Source organism: Ruegeria halocynthiae (assembly GCF_000743705.1).
GTDB classification, from domain to species: domain Bacteria; phylum Pseudomonadota; class Alphaproteobacteria; order Rhodobacterales; family Rhodobacteraceae; genus Ruegeria; species Ruegeria halocynthiae_B.
In genome coordinates this window covers 218548-234929 of sequence record NZ_JQEZ01000001.1, presented here as the reverse complement: position 1 = coordinate 234929, position 16382 = coordinate 218548, and the positions used below count along the sequence as shown (strand labels likewise).

General features: G+C 56.3%; 18 protein-coding genes. 9 read left to right on the top strand and 9 right to left on the bottom strand.

Annotated elements, in window-relative coordinates; genetic code table 11:
- Positions 1-103 precede the first annotated feature (103 nt).
- From ligA to JT51_RS22325, 3 genes are all read left to right on the top strand, one after another.
- Positions 104-2230, top strand: coding sequence for an NAD-dependent DNA ligase LigA (gene ligA / locus JT51_RS01070; RefSeq protein WP_037306920.1), 2127 nt, complete (start codon positions 104-106; stop codon positions 2228-2230).
- Complete coding sequence (gene recG, locus JT51_RS01065) at positions 2227-4317, top strand: ATP-dependent DNA helicase RecG (protein ID WP_037306918.1); 2091 nt, start codon at positions 2227-2229, stop codon at positions 4315-4317. The genes ligA and recG overlap by 4 nt, the downstream gene beginning before the upstream one ends.
- Before the next feature lie 112 nt (positions 4318-4429).
- The gene (locus JT51_RS22325; RefSeq protein WP_268745975.1) at positions 4430-4552 is read left to right on the top strand and encodes a hypothetical protein; all 123 of its coding nucleotides are present in this window, start codon (positions 4430-4432) and stop codon (positions 4550-4552) included.
- A 182-nt stretch (positions 4553-4734) separates the two neighbouring features.
- On the opposite strand, the gene JT51_RS01060 is transcribed toward JT51_RS22325, so the two are convergent.
- Both JT51_RS01060 and JT51_RS01055 read right to left on the bottom strand, forming a co-directional pair.
- Positions 4735-5373 (bottom strand): MarC family protein, encoded by a 639-nt coding sequence (locus JT51_RS01060; RefSeq protein WP_037309201.1) that lies wholly within the window; start codon positions 5371-5373, stop codon positions 4735-4737.
- Between the two features lie 59 nt (positions 5374-5432).
- Complete coding sequence (locus JT51_RS01055) at positions 5433-5885, bottom strand: iron-sulfur cluster assembly scaffold protein (protein ID WP_037306915.1); 453 nt, start codon at positions 5883-5885, stop codon at positions 5433-5435.
- A 48-nt stretch (positions 5886-5933) separates the two neighbouring features.
- On the opposite strand from JT51_RS01055, the gene hisI reads away from it, so the two are divergent.
- Positions 5934-6323 carry a phosphoribosyl-AMP cyclohydrolase gene (gene hisI, locus JT51_RS01050; protein ID WP_037306913.1) on the top strand — a complete coding sequence of 130 codons (390 nt, stop codon included), beginning with the start codon at positions 5934-5936 and terminating at the stop codon, positions 6321-6323.
- 5 nt (positions 6324-6328) lie between these two features.
- Here the strand turns inward: hisI and gluQRS are convergent, their stop codons facing one another.
- The 4 genes from gluQRS to JT51_RS01030 form a co-directional block, all read right to left on the bottom strand.
- Complete coding sequence (gene gluQRS / locus JT51_RS01045) at positions 6329-7225, bottom strand: tRNA glutamyl-Q(34) synthetase GluQRS (RefSeq protein WP_037306911.1); 897 nt, start codon at positions 7223-7225, stop codon at positions 6329-6331.
- Positions 7222-7836: a class I SAM-dependent DNA methyltransferase gene (locus JT51_RS01040; protein WP_037306908.1), complete on the bottom strand. Its 615-nt coding sequence runs from the start codon at positions 7834-7836 to the stop codon at positions 7222-7224. The genes gluQRS and JT51_RS01040 overlap by 4 nt, the downstream gene beginning before the upstream one ends.
- Before the next feature lie 36 nt (positions 7837-7872).
- Positions 7873-9213: a methylenetetrahydrofolate--tRNA-(uracil(54)-C(5))-methyltransferase (FADH(2)-oxidizing) TrmFO gene (gene trmFO, locus JT51_RS01035; protein ID WP_037306906.1), complete on the bottom strand. Its 1341-nt coding sequence runs from the start codon at positions 9211-9213 to the stop codon at positions 7873-7875.
- Between the two features lie 264 nt (positions 9214-9477).
- Entirely contained in the window at positions 9478-10263 is a 786-nt protein-coding gene (locus JT51_RS01030; protein WP_037306904.1) for an enoyl-CoA hydratase, read from the bottom strand.
- A gap of 58 nt (positions 10264-10321) precedes the next feature.
- Between JT51_RS01030 and JT51_RS01025 the strand changes: the two genes are divergently transcribed.
- Entirely contained in the window at positions 10322-10765 is a 444-nt protein-coding gene (locus JT51_RS01025) for a PaaI family thioesterase (protein ID WP_037306901.1), read from the top strand.
- 60 nt (positions 10766-10825) lie between these two features.
- Here the strand turns inward: JT51_RS01025 and JT51_RS01020 are convergent, their stop codons facing one another.
- A complete protein-coding gene (locus JT51_RS01020; protein WP_037306899.1) occupies positions 10826-11053 on the bottom strand; it encodes a DUF1127 domain-containing protein in 228 nt (75 codons plus the stop codon).
- Positions 11054-11152: 99 nt separating this feature from the next.
- On the opposite strand from JT51_RS01020, the gene JT51_RS01015 reads away from it, so the two are divergent.
- The 4 genes from JT51_RS01015 (at position 11153) to JT51_RS01000 (ending at position 15327) form a co-directional block, all read left to right on the top strand.
- On the top strand, positions 11153-12556 hold the full coding sequence (locus tag JT51_RS01015) for a PLP-dependent aminotransferase family protein (protein WP_037306897.1): 1404 nt from the start codon (positions 11153-11155) through the stop codon (positions 12554-12556).
- Between the two features lie 164 nt (positions 12557-12720).
- A complete protein-coding gene (gene rplM / locus JT51_RS01010; protein WP_037309199.1) occupies positions 12721-13179 on the top strand; it encodes a 50S ribosomal protein L13 in 459 nt (152 codons plus the stop codon).
- Between the two features lie 5 nt (positions 13180-13184).
- On the top strand, positions 13185-13670 hold the full coding sequence (gene rpsI / locus JT51_RS01005) for a 30S ribosomal protein S9 (protein ID WP_037309196.1): 486 nt from the start codon (positions 13185-13187) through the stop codon (positions 13668-13670).
- A 163-nt stretch (positions 13671-13833) separates the two neighbouring features.
- Positions 13834-15327: a tyrosine-type recombinase/integrase gene (locus JT51_RS01000; RefSeq protein ID WP_037306895.1), complete on the top strand. Its 1494-nt coding sequence runs from the start codon at positions 13834-13836 to the stop codon at positions 15325-15327.
- Here JT51_RS01000 and JT51_RS00995 read toward each other — a convergent pair.
- Together JT51_RS00995 and JT51_RS00990 are read right to left on the bottom strand one after the other, a co-directional pair.
- Positions 15324-15794: a hypothetical protein gene (locus tag JT51_RS00995; protein ID WP_152563279.1), complete on the bottom strand. Its 471-nt coding sequence runs from the start codon at positions 15792-15794 to the stop codon at positions 15324-15326. The two genes, JT51_RS01000 and JT51_RS00995, sit on opposite strands and share 4 nt — an antisense overlap.
- A gap of 127 nt (positions 15795-15921) precedes the next feature.
- A complete protein-coding gene (locus JT51_RS00990; RefSeq protein WP_037306893.1) occupies positions 15922-16356 on the bottom strand; it encodes a hypothetical protein in 435 nt (144 codons plus the stop codon).
- Positions 16357-16382: the final 26 nt, after the last annotated feature.

The following is a 16382-nucleotide window of genomic DNA, read 5'->3' as shown; positions in this document are numbered from 1 at the left end:
TGCGGTCCAGGGCGATCAACCTCACTCACTGAACAGCACGTCTGGACCTGACCATGACCTCGCCCTATCACTGGGGTCCAAGAATACGTGACAGGGCGAGGCCATGAGCAAATTGATTCCGGTATCTGACCTGACTGAAGACGCCGCGCGTGCGGAATTGGCGCAACTGGCGGAACAGCTTACGCGGGCAAATACGCTGTATCACGGGAAAGACGCGCCCGAGATTTCGGATGCTGAGTATGACGCGCTCAAGCGTCGAAACGCCGAGATCGAAGCGCGTTTTCCGTATCTCAAACGCGAAGACAGCCCCTCGGATCAGGTTGGCGCACGCCCGGCGGATGGGTTTTCGAAAGTTGCCCACGCCGTTCGCATGATGTCGCTGGGCAACGCGTTTGACGATGAAGACGTTCAGGATTTTGACCGATCCATCCGCAAATATCTTGGGCTGGATGGGGCAGCGCCGCTGACTTTCACGGCAGAGCCGAAGATCGACGGTCTGTCGCTGTCGCTTCGGTATGAGAAGGGGCAGCTTGTTCAGGCCGCTACCCGTGGCGATGGTGAGGTTGGCGAAAACGTCACCGCAAACGCGCGGACGATTTCGGACATCCCGCACGCCATCGACAATGCCCCGGATGTTCTGGAAGTGCGGGGCGAGGTCTATATGTCTCATGAAGACTTCGAAAAACTGAACGCACGGCAAGAAGAGGCGGGTGATAAACCCTTTGCCAATCCGCGCAACGCGGCCGCCGGATCGCTGCGCCAACTGGATGCAGCCATCACGCGCGCCCGACCGCTAAGGTTCTTTGCCTACGCTTGGGGAGAGCTGTCTGATCCCTTGGCAGAGACCCAGATGGGCGCGATTGATCGGCTGCGTGACTTCAAGTTCTCGACCAATCCGCTTACGAAACTCTGCGCGACAACCGATGAGATGCTGGAGCATTACCGGAACATCGAGGCCCAGCGAGCCTCGCTGGGATATGATATTGATGGCGTCGTTTACAAGGTGAACGATCTTTCGCTACAGGCGCGTCTGGGGTTTCGGTCTACGACCCCCCGGTGGGCGATTGCGCATAAATTTCCGGCCGAACTGGCATGGACCCGGCTTGAAGGGATCGACATTCAGGTCGGCCGCACGGGCGCGCTCAGCCCGGTTGCGCGGTTGCATCCGGTCACTGTGGGCGGGGTGGTTGTGTCCAACGCCACGCTGCACAACGAGGATTACGTCGCCGGACGGGATGCCAAAGGCGGTACAATCCGCGATGGCAAGGACATCCGGATCGGCGATTGGGTGCAGGTTTACCGCGCAGGGGATGTAATCCCCAAGATTGCGGATGTCGATATCTCGAAACGTCCCGACGGGGCTGAACCCTTTGAGTTCCCCAAGACCTGCCCCGAATGCAACAGCGACGCGGTCCGCGAAGAAGGCGACGCCATCCGCCGGTGTACCGGGGGGGTGATTTGTCCGGCGCAGGCGGTTGAAAAACTAAAGCATTTCGTCTCACGCAAGGCGTTTGACATCGAAGGGTTGGGTGCAAAGCAGATCGAAATGTTCTATGACGATCCGGATCTGCCGATCCGAACACCGGTGGACATCTTCACGCTGCGAACACGTGACGCCAAAAACTTGAACAAACTGGCAAACCGCAAAGGCTGGGGCGCGCAAAGCGCTGGCAACCTGTGGGACGCCATCGAAGAAAAGCGCAGGATTCCCTTTGGACGTCTGCTGTTTGCATTGGGCATCCGCCATATGGGTGAGGCCGCATCGAACCTGATTGCAACCCACTATGGAAACTGGGCTGAATTCGAACAGGCCGTCACCGCGGCAGCCGGTTTCGAAGGACCTGAATGGGAAGACTTGCTGAGTGTCGATGGCGTAGGTGAAGTCATGGCCCGGGCGCTGGTGTCCGCTTTTGCGCAGAATGCCGAGCGCGCCAGCATCGACAAGCTGGTTGATGAGCTTGACGTGCAGGAGGCAAAGCGCCCTGACACTTCCGGCAGTCCGGTCGCGGGCAAAACCGTTGTTTTTACGGGAACGCTGGAAAAGATGACCCGCGCCGAAGCCAAGGCCAGAGCCGAGGCGCTGGGGGCCAAAGTCGCGGGGTCCGTCAGCAAAAAAACCGATCTGCTGGTGGCCGGTCCGGGGGCAGGCTCAAAGGCGAAAAAGGCCACCGAGCTTGGGATCGAAACACTGGATGAGGATGGCTGGATTCAGCTGATCGGAACTGCATGAGCGGCCGCCCCGAACTTTTGTTTCCGCTGTTCGCGGGTCTGGAAACGCTGGAAGGTGTGGGGCCGAAGACTGCGCAGGCTCTGATGCAGGCCGGTACCGATTCACCGCGCGATGTGTTGTTCAGCTTGCCTTACGCCGTCATTGATCGCAGACGGCGGGACACAATTCAGGGCGTTGACCTGCCTGCAACCCTGACGGTTGAGGTAACCGTTGGCACACACAGACCAGCACGCAACAAAGGCGGCGCTTACCGGGTGCATGTTGAGGACCGTCAGGCGGATTTCCAACTGGTCTTTTTTCACGCACGCGGCGACTATCTGAAACGGGTTCTGCCCGAGGGATCACGCCGGGTGGTTTCAGGCAAGCTTGAGCTGTTCGATGGAATGGCGCAGATGGTCCACCCCGATCACATGCTGCCACTGGACGAGGCGCAGGACATTCCGGACTTTGAACCGGTCTATCATCTGACCCAGGGCATCACGCAAAAAACGGCTTTCAAAGCGGCCCGCAGCGCATTGGCTCGCGCCCCGGTTCTGGCCGAGTGGATTGATCCAGCCTTGTTGGCGAAACAGGGATGGTCAGATTGGTCGACGGCCATTGCGACGGCGCATCATCCGCAGGGCGCAGATGATGTTGCTACCCACGCACCGGCACGGGAGCGGTTAGCGTATGATGAGCTGTTTGCCCATCAGATGACATTGGCGCTGGCCCGGCAGCGTGAACGGAAAGCCAGAGGCATTGTCAGTGTTGGCACCGGCATCATGCAGGCCAAGGTACTGGCCAGTCTGCCGTATCAGCCAACTGGCGCGCAGCTGCGGGCCATTGATGAAATCACGACCGACATGGCCTCAGACGCGCGAATGAACCGATTGCTGCAAGGGGATGTAGGGGCCGGAAAGACACTGGTGGCCTTCATGGCCTTGCTTGTGGCGGTTGAGGCCGGAGGGCAGGGCGTCATGATGGCGCCGACCGAGATTTTGGCCCGGCAACATCTGGAAGGGTTGCGCCCATTGGCCGAAGAGGCCGGGGTTGTTCTGGAAATCCTGACCGGACGGGACAAAAGCGCGGAACGGCGCGCCAAGCTGGCCGCGCTAAAGAATGGCGACATTCATATTCTGGTCGGCACCCATGCCGTGTTTCAGGGCGATGTGGAATTCAAAGCGCTCCGCCTTGCGATTGTTGATGAACAGCACCGGTTTGGCGTGCGGCAGCGGATGGAATTGTCGGAAAAAGGGCAGGGCGCGGATGTGCTCGTGATGACAGCCACACCGATCCCCCGCAGCCTGGCGTTGGCGCAATATGGCGATATGGATGTGTCGGTGCTGGACGAAAAGCCACCCGGTCGGAAGCCGATCAAAACCGCCATTATCAGCACCGATCGGATGGAGGAGGTGGTGGCCCATCTGCGTCGCGCGATTGACGAAGGGCGTCAATGCTATTGGGTTTGCCCCCTTGTCGACGAATCCGAGGTTTCCGACCTGACGGCAGCTGAGGAGCGGTTCAAACGTTTGCGGGCAATCCTGGGCGAAGGAACGGTTGGCCTTGTGCATGGCCAGATGCCGCCTACCGACAAGGATGCCGCGATGAAGGCGTTTCAAGAGGGGAAGACAAAGGTTCTGGTGGCCACAACCGTCATCGAGGTTGGGGTCAATGTGCCCAACGCGTCGATCATGGTTATCGAGCGGGCCGAAATTTTCGGGTTAGCCCAATTGCACCAGCTGCGCGGCCGGGTCGGGCGGGGTGAGGCAGAGTCCACCTGCCTGCTGATGTATCAACCCCCGCTTAGTGAGGGGGGGCGCAAAAGGCTGGAAGTTCTGCGTGAAACCGAAGACGGGTTTCGGATATCCGAGACCGATCTGCAGATGCGCGGCGCGGGCGATCTGATTGGCACGGCGCAATCCGGGCTGCCAAAGTTCCGGATCGCCGATGTGGAACGGCAGGCCGGTTTGATGGCCACGGCCCAGACGGATGCGCGTGCCCTGTTGTCCACTGACCCGAAGCTTGAGTCAGAGCGGGGGCAGGCGGCACGTGCTCTTTTATGGTTGATGAAACAGGATCAGGCAATTCGTTTGATTTCAGTGGGTTAGAAATTTTGTTCCGCAAAGTTCACAAATGTTCTCAAAAAGTTCTTTACCGACTCGATGAAATATGAGAACAAAAGGTCAACAAAGGATTAAAACTCTGACCGGAGGTGAGACCATGCTGACCCAGATCAAGACTATCCTGAACCGCTCGCATTCAACGATTTTGCAGGATGCTGTGGGGGCTGGTTCTTTGGTGGTCATGCTGATGGTTGCCCTTCACCTGCCCGGTGCGTTCTGACCCTTTCTGCCTGCGATCTCGTGCCGATCATACCGCACTGTCATCCCCATTTCAGTCAAGGGTGACCTGCCTATCCCTATTCCCTTGAGGGGCCTGCCTCGGCCCCGCGCGGCATCCGGACCCCACACGAGACACGCATATCTTGCCGCCGCCCTTTCCGCCCGGAAGGTGCGGCGGTTTTTTTATAGCTGTCCGGTTCGCATGATCTCAAGCATCGCTGACAGCACGGAATTCACCGCGACCGACGCCAGGATCATGCCCATCACGCGGCTGATGATGGCCGCGCCAGAATGCCCGATCAGGCGGATGATAGGTTCGGCCAGCAACATCAGAACAAAAGCGACAGCCACGACGGACAGCATGACCAGCGCGGTAATGCCCTGATCTGCCGCACTGTATCGGTTGTTGTCGGTCAGGATAACAACCGCCAGCATGGCACCGGGTGAGGCCAGTGATGGCACCGCCAGCGGGAAAATCGCCGGATTGTGCTGGTGAAGCTTGTCTTCCTGATCATCCTCGGCCTCACGTTGTTCGATGTCTTGTTTGCTTTCGCCAAAGATCATCGTCAGGGCAAACAGAAACAGGATAATCCCGCCCGCGACCTGAAATGAGTTGAGCCCGATGTCCAACGCCTCGATCAGCAATTGCCCGAAGACCAGAAAGAACAGCAGCACACCGGCGCTGATGGCAGAAGCCAATAGCGCCATCTTGCGCCGGGCGGCCATTTCCATCCCGGCAGTGACCGCTATGAATACGGGAATCGTACCGATGGGATCAATGACCACCCAAAGGGTCACGAAATGCTCTAGCAGATTGTTCAAACCGGTCACTCCCCCAAATTTCCCCAGAGGTTAGACGGGTTTGCGTCAGAAAGCCACGCTCAGGCGCAATTGGCTTGTTCGGCCTGTTCCATCGCATCGGCCGCAGCCTCAAGGGCCAGCAGGATCGAGGCATGACGGTTCTTGTATTCACGCGCGGGGATCAGAACCTCAAGCCCGTCAAATGGCGCGTCGGGGGCGGGGCCGTCTTTTTTCAGCATCGTCTTCAATTGATCACGCGCGGTTTCCACCTGCGCCCGGGTGGTACCGATGATGGCGCTTCCGACCACCGAAGCCGAGGCCTGACCCAATGCGCAGGCTTTCACGTCCTGACCGAAATCCGAGACCTTGTCGTCTTGCACACTGACATCAACAGTCACAGTCGACCCGCACAGCGGCGAGCGCTTTTTGACCGTAGCATCGGGGTTATCCAGCCGGGCCAGGTGCGGAATATCTGCGGCCAGTGCCAGAATGCGGCCGGAATAAAGCTTGATCAGGTCGTTCTCGCCGGACATGGCTTTCCCTCGTTGTCTGTTCCCAATACATAGTGGGCATCCACAGGGATGCAAAAGGTTTTTCTCATGTCCGCCACCACCGCATTTGATCCGTCCGCTTTGAAGTTCAACGAGGCTGGTTTGATCCCGGCCATTGCCCAGGATGAAAGCTCAGGCGAGGTATTGATGATGGCCTGGATGAATGTTCAAGCTATTGAAAAAACGTTGGAGACCGGGCGCGTCACCTATTGGTCGCGGTCCCGCCAAGCGTTCTGGATCAAAGGTGAATCCTCGGGTCACGTGCAAGAACTGGTGGATTTCCGCTTTGATTGCGACCGTGATTGCCTGCTGGTGATGGTGCGGCAGACGGGTGCGGCCTGTCACACGAACCGGCGCACTTGTTTCTATACGGCCGTGCGCGACGGGGCCGAGGTTGAACTGATGTCACCGATGGGATGACGCGGTCACAGACCAACCATCGCCCGGATATCGGCCGCTGAGACGCCCTCGGCGCGGTACTTCGCAATCGCCCTGGCGTCGTCGCGTTTGGCCAGACGCTTGCCCGCGCCATCCCGGATCAGCCGGTGATGAATATAGCGCGGCGTCGGTAATTCAAGCAGCGCTTGCAGGATGACGTGAATTCGTGTGGCTTCGAACAGATCCTGCCCCCGGACAACATGGGTGATATCCTGCGCGGCGTCGTCCAAGACCACCGACAGGTGATAAGAGGTGCCCATATCGCGGCGAGACAGAACGACGTCTCCGATGGTTTCCGTTACCTCGTCCAGAGTGAACGTGATGGTGCCCGTTTCGCCATTCGGTCCAGCTCCGGCCTCGTAAAACGCGCCCATTCGCGCAATGGGTTGGCCTGCCGTTCCAAGTGCCCGGCCCGCGGCGACCATATCCAACCGCAGCGGTACGTCCGTGGGGCGACGCTGTGCGTCGTCTGAGATGTGCTGTCGTTTTTCACGACAGGTGCCGGGATAAATGATCCCGTCCGGCCCGTGCATCGGTGCGCCTTCTTGCGGCGCGCTTGCCGCAGCGGCGATATCCTTGCGGTTACAGGTGCAGGGGTAAAGAAGACCGCGCGCCCAAAGATTATCCAGCGCCTTATCATAAACGGCCTGCCGCACGGACTGCCGCATCACAGGTTCGGGCCAGCGCAATCCCAGCCACGCCAGATCATCATAAATCTGGTCTTCCCATTGGGGTCGTGCGCGTGAACGGTCAATATCTTCGATCCTCAACAGGAACTGGCCGTTCTCGGACGTGGCCAGATCATGCGCCAGAATGGCCGAATACGCATGCCCCAGATGCAGCGGACCAGTGGGGGACGGTGCAAATCGAGTTCTAAATGTCACGCTTTTTCAACGATATATACTTCGGATTTAAGGTCCATACCGGGTAAATGAGGGCCGTATTCCCGAAACAGCAAGCGCGCGGTCCCCGATGCAAGACAATCATTCAGATGAGAAGTATAAGACACGTCCTCAAGCGTATGATCATTAAAGGAAAAAGCAAGAAACCCACCCTTGGGAAGGGCCTGTATCAGCATGTCGAATACATCGGGTGGCGCAGCGCCTGCACCAATGACGCCTATGGCTGTGATGGCCTTATATGCCCCTTGGTTCAGCGGCTCTGGGTCGGTGATTTCGAATGAGGACAAAGTACGGTAAACCCCTTTGGCCGCAGCACCTTCCAGCATCTTCGGTGTTGGGTCGACCCCGTCGATCACCTCAAACCCTGCGGCGCGCAGCGCCTGGCCGGAAAGGCCCGTACCGCAACCGTAATCAAGGATCGGTATCTGGGGCTTGGGCAGTTTTGACCACAACGCCTCGGCCACGCGTCCGGGCGTTGCATAGCCATGCGCACCAACCTCGGCATCATAAGATGCGGCCCACTTCTGATAGTGCGCGCGGGTGGCCTGTGGCGTATTCAGATCATAGACGTCTTTGAGGTACTTATCACTCATATCTGAATGTAAGCTGTCTGGCCCGTTCACGTCCAGTCAGCAATGCGCGAGCCAGCTTGTCCATTCGGCCTTGGCCCGATCCGTATAGGCTTTGTAACGATCCTTGCGACCACGCCGCCCGCCTTTCAGGCCATCGACAGGGCGGAAAAGGCCGAAATTGACGTTCATGGGTTGAAATGTCTTGGCCTCGGCACCGCCTGTGATGTGGTGGATCAGGGCACCCATGGCGCTGTCCTGCGGCACCTCGGGCAGCGCGCGGCCCAAAATCTCGGCCGCGGCCAGACGGCCTGCCAGCAGACCCATTGCGGCGCTTTCGACGTAACCCTCAACCCCGGTGATCTGACCGGCAAAGCGAATGTTCGGTTTGGATTTCAGCCGCATCTGTTCATCCAGCAACGTGGGAGAGTTGATGAATGTGTTGCGATGAATGCCGCCCAGACGCGCAAAGCTGGCGTTTTCCAACCCGGGGATCATGCGGAACACCTCGGTCTGGGCGCCGTATTTCATCTTGGTCTGAAAGCCCACGATATTGAACAGCGTCCCAAGGGCGTTGTCCCGACGCAATTGCACCACGGCATATGGTTTCACGTCAGGCTGGTGGGGGTTGGTCAGGCCAACCGGTTTCATCGGACCAAAACGCAACGTTTCGCGCCCGCGTTCCGACATGACCTCGATCGGTAGGCAGCCATCGAAATAGCCCGCCGTTTCGCCCTCGTGGAATTCGGCCTTATCAGCGGCCAGCAGGGCGTCGATGAACGCCTCGTACTGATCCCGGTCCATGGGGCAGTTCAGATATGCCGTGCGCTCTTCTTCGGTTTCGCCCTTGTCATAGCGCGACTGCATCCACGCTTTGCTCATGTCGATGCTGTCGGCATAGACGATCGGGGCAATGGCGTCGAAAAAGGCCAGCGATTCAGCGCCGGTTTCGGTGCGAATGGCCTGACCCAGAGACGCCGAGGTCAGCGGCCCGGTCGCAAAAATCCACTGGCCTTCCTCGGGCAGGGTGGTGACTTCTTCTCCGGTCACTTCGATCCGGGGATGCGCGTGCAGCTTTGCGGTCACCGCCTCGGCAAAGGGGTCGCGATCTACGGCCAACGCCCCACCAGCAGGCAGGCGGTGCGAATCTGCGGTTGTCATGATCAGACCGTCGGCCGCACGCATTTCCCAATGCAGCAGGCCAACCGCGTTCTGTTCATCATCATCCGAACGGAATGAGTTCGAGCACACCATTTCAGCCAGGTTGCCAGTCTGATGCGCAAAAGTGCCCACCTTGGGCCGCATTTCGTGGATCACAACATCCACGCCCATTTCCGCCGCCTGCCAGGCGGCCTCGGATCCGGCCATGCCGCCGCCCACGATATGCAATTTCTGTGTCATGCGTCGCCACATAGGGCAGAGCACCGCACAACGCAACACAGCCGCGCAATCATCATCAGAGGTACCAATGTAAAGGGGGGTCTTGGGGTCGCCGCTGCGGGAATATCTACGCCGGTGAGAGAAACCAGCTTGGAGGGACCTTCCGCCGACGGCGACCCAAAAGTGTAACCAGAGCCTTCGCTCTGTCCCAGCATTGCCACAGTGTCGCCGTTTTGAAAAGTGCTAAAATGAGAACAGTGGTGAAAAATTTTACACACAATCGCCTTATTGGTGCCAATCAGGCGGTCGTTTTTCGATAAATGCCGAAATTCCTTCTTCGGTATCTCGGTGCAACATATTCTGCGCCATTACCTCTCCGGCATAGGCGTAGGCTTGTTCAATCGGCAATTCCAGTTGCTGATAAAACGCCTGCTTGCCGATCTTCACAGCCGATCCCAGCTTGGCCGCCAATTGATCCGCCAGCGCAGAAGTTTCGGATTCCAGTTGCAGTTCTGGCACGACCCGATTGATCAAACCCAATTCGGCAGCCTTTTTCGCAGGGATGAAATCACCGGTTGTCAGCATCTCGAACGCCTGTTTGCGCGGGATATTCCGGCTGAGTGCAACCATGGGGGTCGAGCAGAACAGCCCAATATTCACACCGTTTACGCCAAAACGGGTGCCTTCGGCAGCCACGGCCAGATCGCAAGTCGCAACCAACTGGCAACCAGCAGCCGTTGCGATGCCATGGACCTGGGCGATCACAGGCTGGGGCAGGGACTGAATCGACAGCATCATGCGGGCACATCTGGCGAACAGATCCTGAAAGTAGGCTTTGCCACCATCCTCGGATTGACGTCCAGCCGTCATCTGCTTCAGATCATGCCCGGCGCAAAATGCCTTGCCTTCACCGGACAGAACAACCGCTCGGATCGTGCTGTCGTCACGCAGGGCGTCAAACTCTGCCTGTAACGCAGCGAGCATCTCATCGCTCAGGGCGTTCAGACGGTCAGGTGCATTCATCTTTAACTTGGCCACCGAGCCTGCGTCGTTACGTTCCAGAATTGCCATCTTGCCCTCCGATCTGATGTCGGGCCAACTCTAGGTCGCCAAATCGAGGAGGGGAAGTATGTCGTTGGCCATGAACAAAGAACAGCTGGCGGATTACATGAGGCAGGTCTTTCCGCAAGTGCATCGGGATTTTGTTGTCGATGAGCTGGAGGAAAACGTAATCACGATGCGTCTGGTGGTTGGGGAAAAGCACCTGCGTCCCGGCGGAACGGTGTCGGGGCCTTCGATGTTTGGTCTGGCTGACGTCAGTGTCTATGCCATCATCCTGGCGCGAAAGGGACGTAAATCACTTGCTGTAACAACGGGTTGTTCGATGGATTTCATGCGAAAACCCGACGGCGGAAAAGACATGATTGCGCGCTGCACGTTGCTGAAGCTTGGCAAGTCGCTAGCCGTGGGTGACGTGCTTATGTATTCGGACGGGTCTGACAAACCCGTTGCGCGCGCCACGATGACGTACTCCTTGCCGCCCGAAGGGTCGGCCGCAGAGGCGTTCGGGTAAAAAAATGGCCGGGTAAAAACCCGGCCAAGGAAGAGGTCCCTTGAGGGGACTGGGGATTACTTAACCCTGCCAGAATGGGCGTTCAATTTCCCGTCTGGCCTGATACCGGGTCAGACCGACATCTTTCAAAAGCCTGTCATCCAGATTCGACAAATTAATTCGACTGCGACGCTGACGTTCCCACTTCGTGACAACCGCCGCAAACCGCACGGCCAGCGCGGCGATCAGCGGCAGTCGGGGACTGTCGTTCAGCAGCATGAGGGCGGGGTTGTGCATTGCGCGTGTCATCTTGGGTATCCTTTCAAATTGTATTGACACAAAAGTAATATGTTCGGTATACGTGATTGATACATTCGACATTGTGTCAAAATCAAAGGAAGAATTGTAATGGATACAATTTGGCCAGAGGCGCTCCCGAAAACCAAGGGTTCGAAATACGGTCTGGTTGCTGACACAATCCGAAAAGCGATAGAAAACAAATCTCTGGATGTCGGGGCAAAGCTGCCACCGGTGCGCGAACTGGCGTATCGGTTACAAATCACGCCGGGTACAGTGGCGCGCGCCTATACAATCCTGACGGACGAGGGGTTGCTGGTGGCCGAAGTCGGCCGTGGTACATTTGTGGCCCCGCCCAAATCACCAATTCTGGATGATGTCTGGGCGCGGCAACTGCATCTGAGAGACGATAAATACAATGCCAACGTCAGCCTGTTCAGTCCGAGGTTGGCTGATGTCGGGCAGGTGGCGTTGATACGGGAATGCCTGCAAAAGGTAGCGCAGGCCGATCCGGGAATGTTCATGAACTATCCGACGCGCGATGCGTACAAACCCACGCGGCAAGCCGTGGTTGACTGGCTTTCGGACCTGCCGTTGGGGGCGTTGTCGCAAGATGATATCGTTCTGACGCATGGTGGGCAGAACGGTCTGTGCCTGGTATTCCAAACTATTCTGCGCGGGGCAAAACCGGTCGTTCTGGTCGAAGATCTGTCTTATGCCGGGTTCCGCAGAGCAGGAGAGTTGATGCGGGCCGATGTGGTCGGCGTGAAGATGGATAAATGGGGCATCGACCCAAACGCGATGGAACATATTCTGCGCCAGACGCCTGCGCAGATTGTCTGCGTCTCTCCGGAGGTTCAGAACCCAACCGGGTCGCACACCCCGCTGGAGCGTCGAAAAGAAATTGTCGACATAGCGCGTCGGCATGATGTGCAGATTGTCGAGGATGACTGCTATCGTATGGGTGAAGCGCGCGAGCCCAGCTATCGCGCTTTGGCACCGGAACGGGGCTGGCATGTGTCCTCCATCTCGAAAATACTCACGCCGTCGTTGCGCGTTGGCTTTGCGATTGCGCCGCGTGAACGCAGTGTGGAACTGCGGCGTTCAGCGGAATATGGGTATTTTGGCCTTGCGCAGCCGCTTGCGGAATTAACCAGATTGCTGTTGTCCGACGCCAGAACGCGTCAAGTGGCCAGAGACGTTCGGACACGCATGGGGGATTACGTGCGGGTCACGGTCAACGCTCTGGGCGGGTTTGACCTGAACTGGGCACCTGACGTGCCGTTTGTCTGGCTGAACCTGCCATCGGGTTGGCGCGCCGCGGCGTTCAGCCGTGCGGCCGAACGTGAGGGGATACAGCTGCGGTCGGCTGATGAGTTCGCCCTTCGCGACGGGCGCGCACCAAATGCGGTGCGTATTGCGATGAATGGGCACGTTTCGCTGGAACGGTTCGAGGACGCAATGCAGCGGCTGCGGGCGCTATTGGACAATCCGCCCGAGCAAATCAGCGTCTAAAGTTGGGGTAAAATAATACCTATTTCATAAGGCATTGAAAGCAAACAATTTTAATGCGCAAAGCGTTATTGACCTGCATCGCAAGCCTCTCTAAATACCCATTCATCGAATTCGGGCCGCTCCGTAAGGGGGCGGTCTTTCACATCAAACAGGACTATCCTGCCATGAAAACCTTTTCTGCAACACCTGCAGACATCGAAAAGAAGTGGATCCTGATCGACGCCGAGGGCGTTGTTCTGGGCCGTCTTGCTTCGATCGTCGCCATGCGCCTGCGTGGCAAGCACAAAGCGTCGTTCACCCCGAACATGGACATGGGCGACAATGTCATCGTGATCAACGCTGACAAAATCCAGATGACCGGCAAGAAGCGCGAAGAAAACTTCTACTGGCACACCGGTCACCCGGGCGGCATCAAGTCGCGCACCAAGCAGCAGATCCTTGAGGGCAAATACCCCGAGCGCGTTGTGACCCAAGCGGTCAAGCGCATGCTGCCGGGCAACCGCCTGTCGCGTCAGGTTATGACCAACCTGCGTGTTTATGCCGGCGCCGAGCATCCCCACGAGGCGCAAGCGCCCGAAGTTCTGGATGTTGCATCCATGAACAAGAAAAACACCCGGAGCTAATGACCATGGCTGATCAGATCAATACTCTCGAAGAGCTGAGCGCCGTTGCAGGCGTTGAAGTTGTGGCCGAAGAAATCATCGTGCGTGAACCCGTACGTGATGAACTGGGTCGCTCGTATGCTACCGGCAAACGTAAAGACGCTGTCGCGCGCGTTTGGATCAAGCCGGGCTCCGGCAAGGTCACCGTGAACGGCAAAGATCAGGACGTGTACTTCGCGCGTCCCGTTCTGCAGCTGATCCTGCGCCAGCCGTTCCAGGTTGCCGGTGTTGAAGGTGAATTCGACGTTGTCGCAACCGTCAAGGGCGGTGGCCTGACCGGTCAGGCCGGTGCGGTCAAGCACGGTATCTCGAAAGCGCTGCAACTGTACGATCCGTCCCTGCGTGGCGCGCTGAAAGCCGCTGGCTTCCTGACCCGCGACAGCCGCGTTGTGGAACGTAAGAAATACGGTAAGCGCAAAGCGCGTCGTTCGTTCCAGTTCTCGAAGCGCTAACGCAGAACGAGATAAAAACTCAATTAAATCAAACGGTCGCAAGAAATCGCGACCGTTTTTTCTTGTTAGCAGTTTACTAGCATTTTATTGATATCATTGACGTCTTGATTTAGCGAAATTAGCATGTTTTTAGCGTTCTCAGCATGTAAGAAACGGGCAGGACTTGGCGTATTACGAGAATAGGCAAGAACATTATGGTGGCGCACTCGTGCTATTTCAGCGCAACCTAGCCGTAGCTGTCCCAAACTCAAAATCTCATCGCAAACCAACTTGGTACATGCGACTGAAAGTGGCTGGGCACAAAGGCTATATCACCCGCAGTACAAAGCTGACGAAGTATGAAGACGCTTATGCGTTTGCACATGATGAGTATTTGCGGCTGCAACAAGCTGCAAGGTTGGGACACAGCCTAGACGAATACACTTTTGAACGGCACTGGAACGATTGGTATGAGCGCAACTTGCGCAACGGAACGTGGGCTGATGAGCGCGCGCGATGGCACAAAATGTACTTCAATCGCTACTTCAAAGACTATTTTTCCAACGCAGACAAAAGCTCAAAGCTGCTTAACGATGTTACCCCGCAGTTTGCGCATGGCTATTGGGACTGGCGGAAGGCGTACTGGACAACTGAGCAGGCGGCAAAGCTGCGGGAGTACAATCCAAAACGTCGCGGCAGTAAAACTCGCGGAACAGCAAACGCAAAAAGTTCGCCTGCGGTAAAGACGCTGCTCATGGAGCAAAGCGCACTTAATCAGATTTTTTATGATGCGTTTGAACGCGGACGGATGCAGCAAGTGTTTAAGATGCGTGTTGCTGCAAAGGAGCGAACGCCTAATAGGCGTGCAGGCTTTGACACTGGCAAAGAAAACACTGTGCTGGTGCGCAACTTGCGTAGCTACAGAGATTGTGTTGGACGTTTTGCAAGTACGGGCTTGAATGCGTGGCACAAGCTGCAACGCGCTCAACTTTCCTATTTTGTCATGTTCCTATTGCACAGCGGCTTGCGTGTTGGTGAAGCGCGCGAAATGAAGTGGAGCGATGTTAAGCTTGATGAAGTGGTTGAAGGCGAAGAAGATCGCATTGCGGAAATCCGCGTAAGTAAAGCGACCAAAAAAGGGCAGGCGCGCTTTGTACAGACACAACCAAGCGCAAACAGTGCTCTCAAAGAATGGCTGGAAATCACGCCACACGCTGCGCGAAATGACTGGGTTTGGTTTGGGCAACAAACTGACGCGGATGGTAAAGCCATGCAGATTGGCGACCTGAACAAAAGCTTTCAGCAATATCTGCGCGCGATTGATTTTGATGGCAGGCAACACGGATTGCTTTACGATAGAGATGGCGACAGGCGCAGTTTGTATAGCTTGCGGCACACATACGCGACGCTACGCTTGGAGAAGGGCGATGTGAGCGTCTACGACTTGGCGCTCAACATGGGCTGCAAGGTAAAGCAAATCGAAACGCATTATAGCCATGTCGTTTCAAAGCAGCGCAGACAGCAAATTACGCGCACAATCAGAAAGAAGAAAAGCAGCGCTGAGAATGGCACTGCTTTGCAGGATGATGTTTTTTTGGCTGAGGCAATGCGCCGTTACAAGGCAGGTGAGCTGAGTGACGAGGCATTTTTGGCAATAGCGAAGGGGAAAGCTAGTTAGCTGCCCATGTCGTTCAGCAAATCTTCCCAGTACTTGTAAACTTCATCAGCAGTGTTTTCAAAATCCACTTTTGTTCCACCGTCATCAATCACTACCACCCCACGCCCGTATTTCCCCCTTCCGTAAGCGCCTTTGCCATACCTGCTTTCTACCGCGCTTGTATCCGTAATATGCGCTGCTTGCGTTGAAGGAGAAGAGAGAAACACATGCTTGGACGCGTTTGCTAGGTCGCGCATGTGTTTGAACGCAGGGCATGCAGTTTGAACGTGGCTATTGAAATCACGTGCGCTGCCCAAATTTGCGCCAAGCGCATTCCCATATGTGTGCCACATCCACTCGTGCATGCTAAAAAGCGAGCTTGCTAGATTGAACGCTGCGGGCAGGCTGGTTGGCTGTGCTTTGTACTGCTGCACGTTGTAAGCAACTACCTGATCAAAATATTGTCGTGCCGTGCTTATCGTCGTCATAGCCATACCTTCGCCGCTTCGCTATCACAGTGCCGTTGCATGATAGTAGAAACGACGAAAGCAGCGCTGGAAAGGGCGCTGCTTACATAACGTTGATATGTACTACTGTGTAGGGCAAAGAGTCCGTTTACGCAGAGCGCGCGTAGTACTCTGCAACGCTGTAAGGTTTACCAAAGTAGTCAAAGCGGCACATTTTGCTAACTTGGAAATGCGCTTGCAGCACTTGTCTCAGTGACTTGTTGTCATTGCGAAAAATGCCGTATGCAAACTTCCCATTGAAATGGGTTTTGAAGTTGCTGGGCAGCGGTCCATGCTCTTTGCACCAAGTATCATTCCAATTTGCTGCTGTTGAAATTTTCCATACATCGTCTACGTTAAAATTGTTGATTTGCAGGCAAAGAAATGCGGCGAGCTGTAGCTGCAACTTCATTTGCTCGTAGTCAACGTCCTTTGTAGCCACATCAATATCAAATAAGATTTGTTCACGGCTGTTGAAGCTCACAATAAAATTCACGTTCATTTTGTTACTTTCATGTTGATTGAAGTTTGCAAGAGGATGCATTCCGCTTACTCAATAAACATACCACA

Excerpts from the sequence above, each read along its gene's own strand:
- ligA (WP_037306920.1), top strand. The coding sequence starts at position 104 with ATGAGCAAATTGATTCCGGTATCTGACCTGACTGAAGACGCCGCGCGT.
- recG (WP_037306918.1), top strand. The coding sequence starts at position 2,227 with ATGAGCGGCCGCCCCGAACTTTTGTTTCCGCTGTTCGCGGGTCTGGAA.
- JT51_RS22325 (WP_268745975.1), top strand. The coding sequence starts at position 4,430 with ATGCTGACCCAGATCAAGACTATCCTGAACCGCTCGCATTCAACGATT.
- JT51_RS01055 (WP_037306915.1), bottom strand. The coding sequence starts at position 5,885 with ATGTCCGGCGAGAACGACCTGATCAAGCTTTATTCCGGCCGCATTCTG.
- hisI (WP_037306913.1), top strand. The coding sequence starts at position 5,934 with ATGCAAAAGGTTTTTCTCATGTCCGCCACCACCGCATTTGATCCGTCC.
- JT51_RS01040 (WP_037306908.1), bottom strand. The coding sequence starts at position 7,836 with ATGAGTGATAAGTACCTCAAAGACGTCTATGATCTGAATACGCCACAG.
- trmFO (WP_037306906.1), bottom strand. The coding sequence starts at position 9,213 with ATGACACAGAAATTGCATATCGTGGGCGGCGGCATGGCCGGATCCGAG.
- JT51_RS01030 (WP_037306904.1), bottom strand. The coding sequence starts at position 10,263 with ATGGCAATTCTGGAACGTAACGACGCAGGCTCGGTGGCCAAGTTAAAG.
- JT51_RS01025 (WP_037306901.1), top strand. The coding sequence starts at position 10,322 with ATGTCGTTGGCCATGAACAAAGAACAGCTGGCGGATTACATGAGGCAG.
- JT51_RS01020 (WP_037306899.1), bottom strand. The coding sequence starts at position 11,053 with ATGACACGCGCAATGCACAACCCCGCCCTCATGCTGCTGAACGACAGT.
- JT51_RS01015 (WP_037306897.1), top strand. The coding sequence starts at position 11,153 with ATGGATACAATTTGGCCAGAGGCGCTCCCGAAAACCAAGGGTTCGAAA.
- rplM (WP_037309199.1), top strand. The coding sequence starts at position 12,721 with ATGAAAACCTTTTCTGCAACACCTGCAGACATCGAAAAGAAGTGGATC.
- rpsI (WP_037309196.1), top strand. The coding sequence starts at position 13,185 with ATGGCTGATCAGATCAATACTCTCGAAGAGCTGAGCGCCGTTGCAGGC.
- JT51_RS00995 (WP_152563279.1), bottom strand. The coding sequence starts at position 15,794 with ATGACGACGATAAGCACGGCACGACAATATTTTGATCAGGTAGTTGCT.
- JT51_RS00990 (WP_037306893.1), bottom strand. The coding sequence starts at position 16,356 with ATGCATCCTCTTGCAAACTTCAATCAACATGAAAGTAACAAAATGAAC.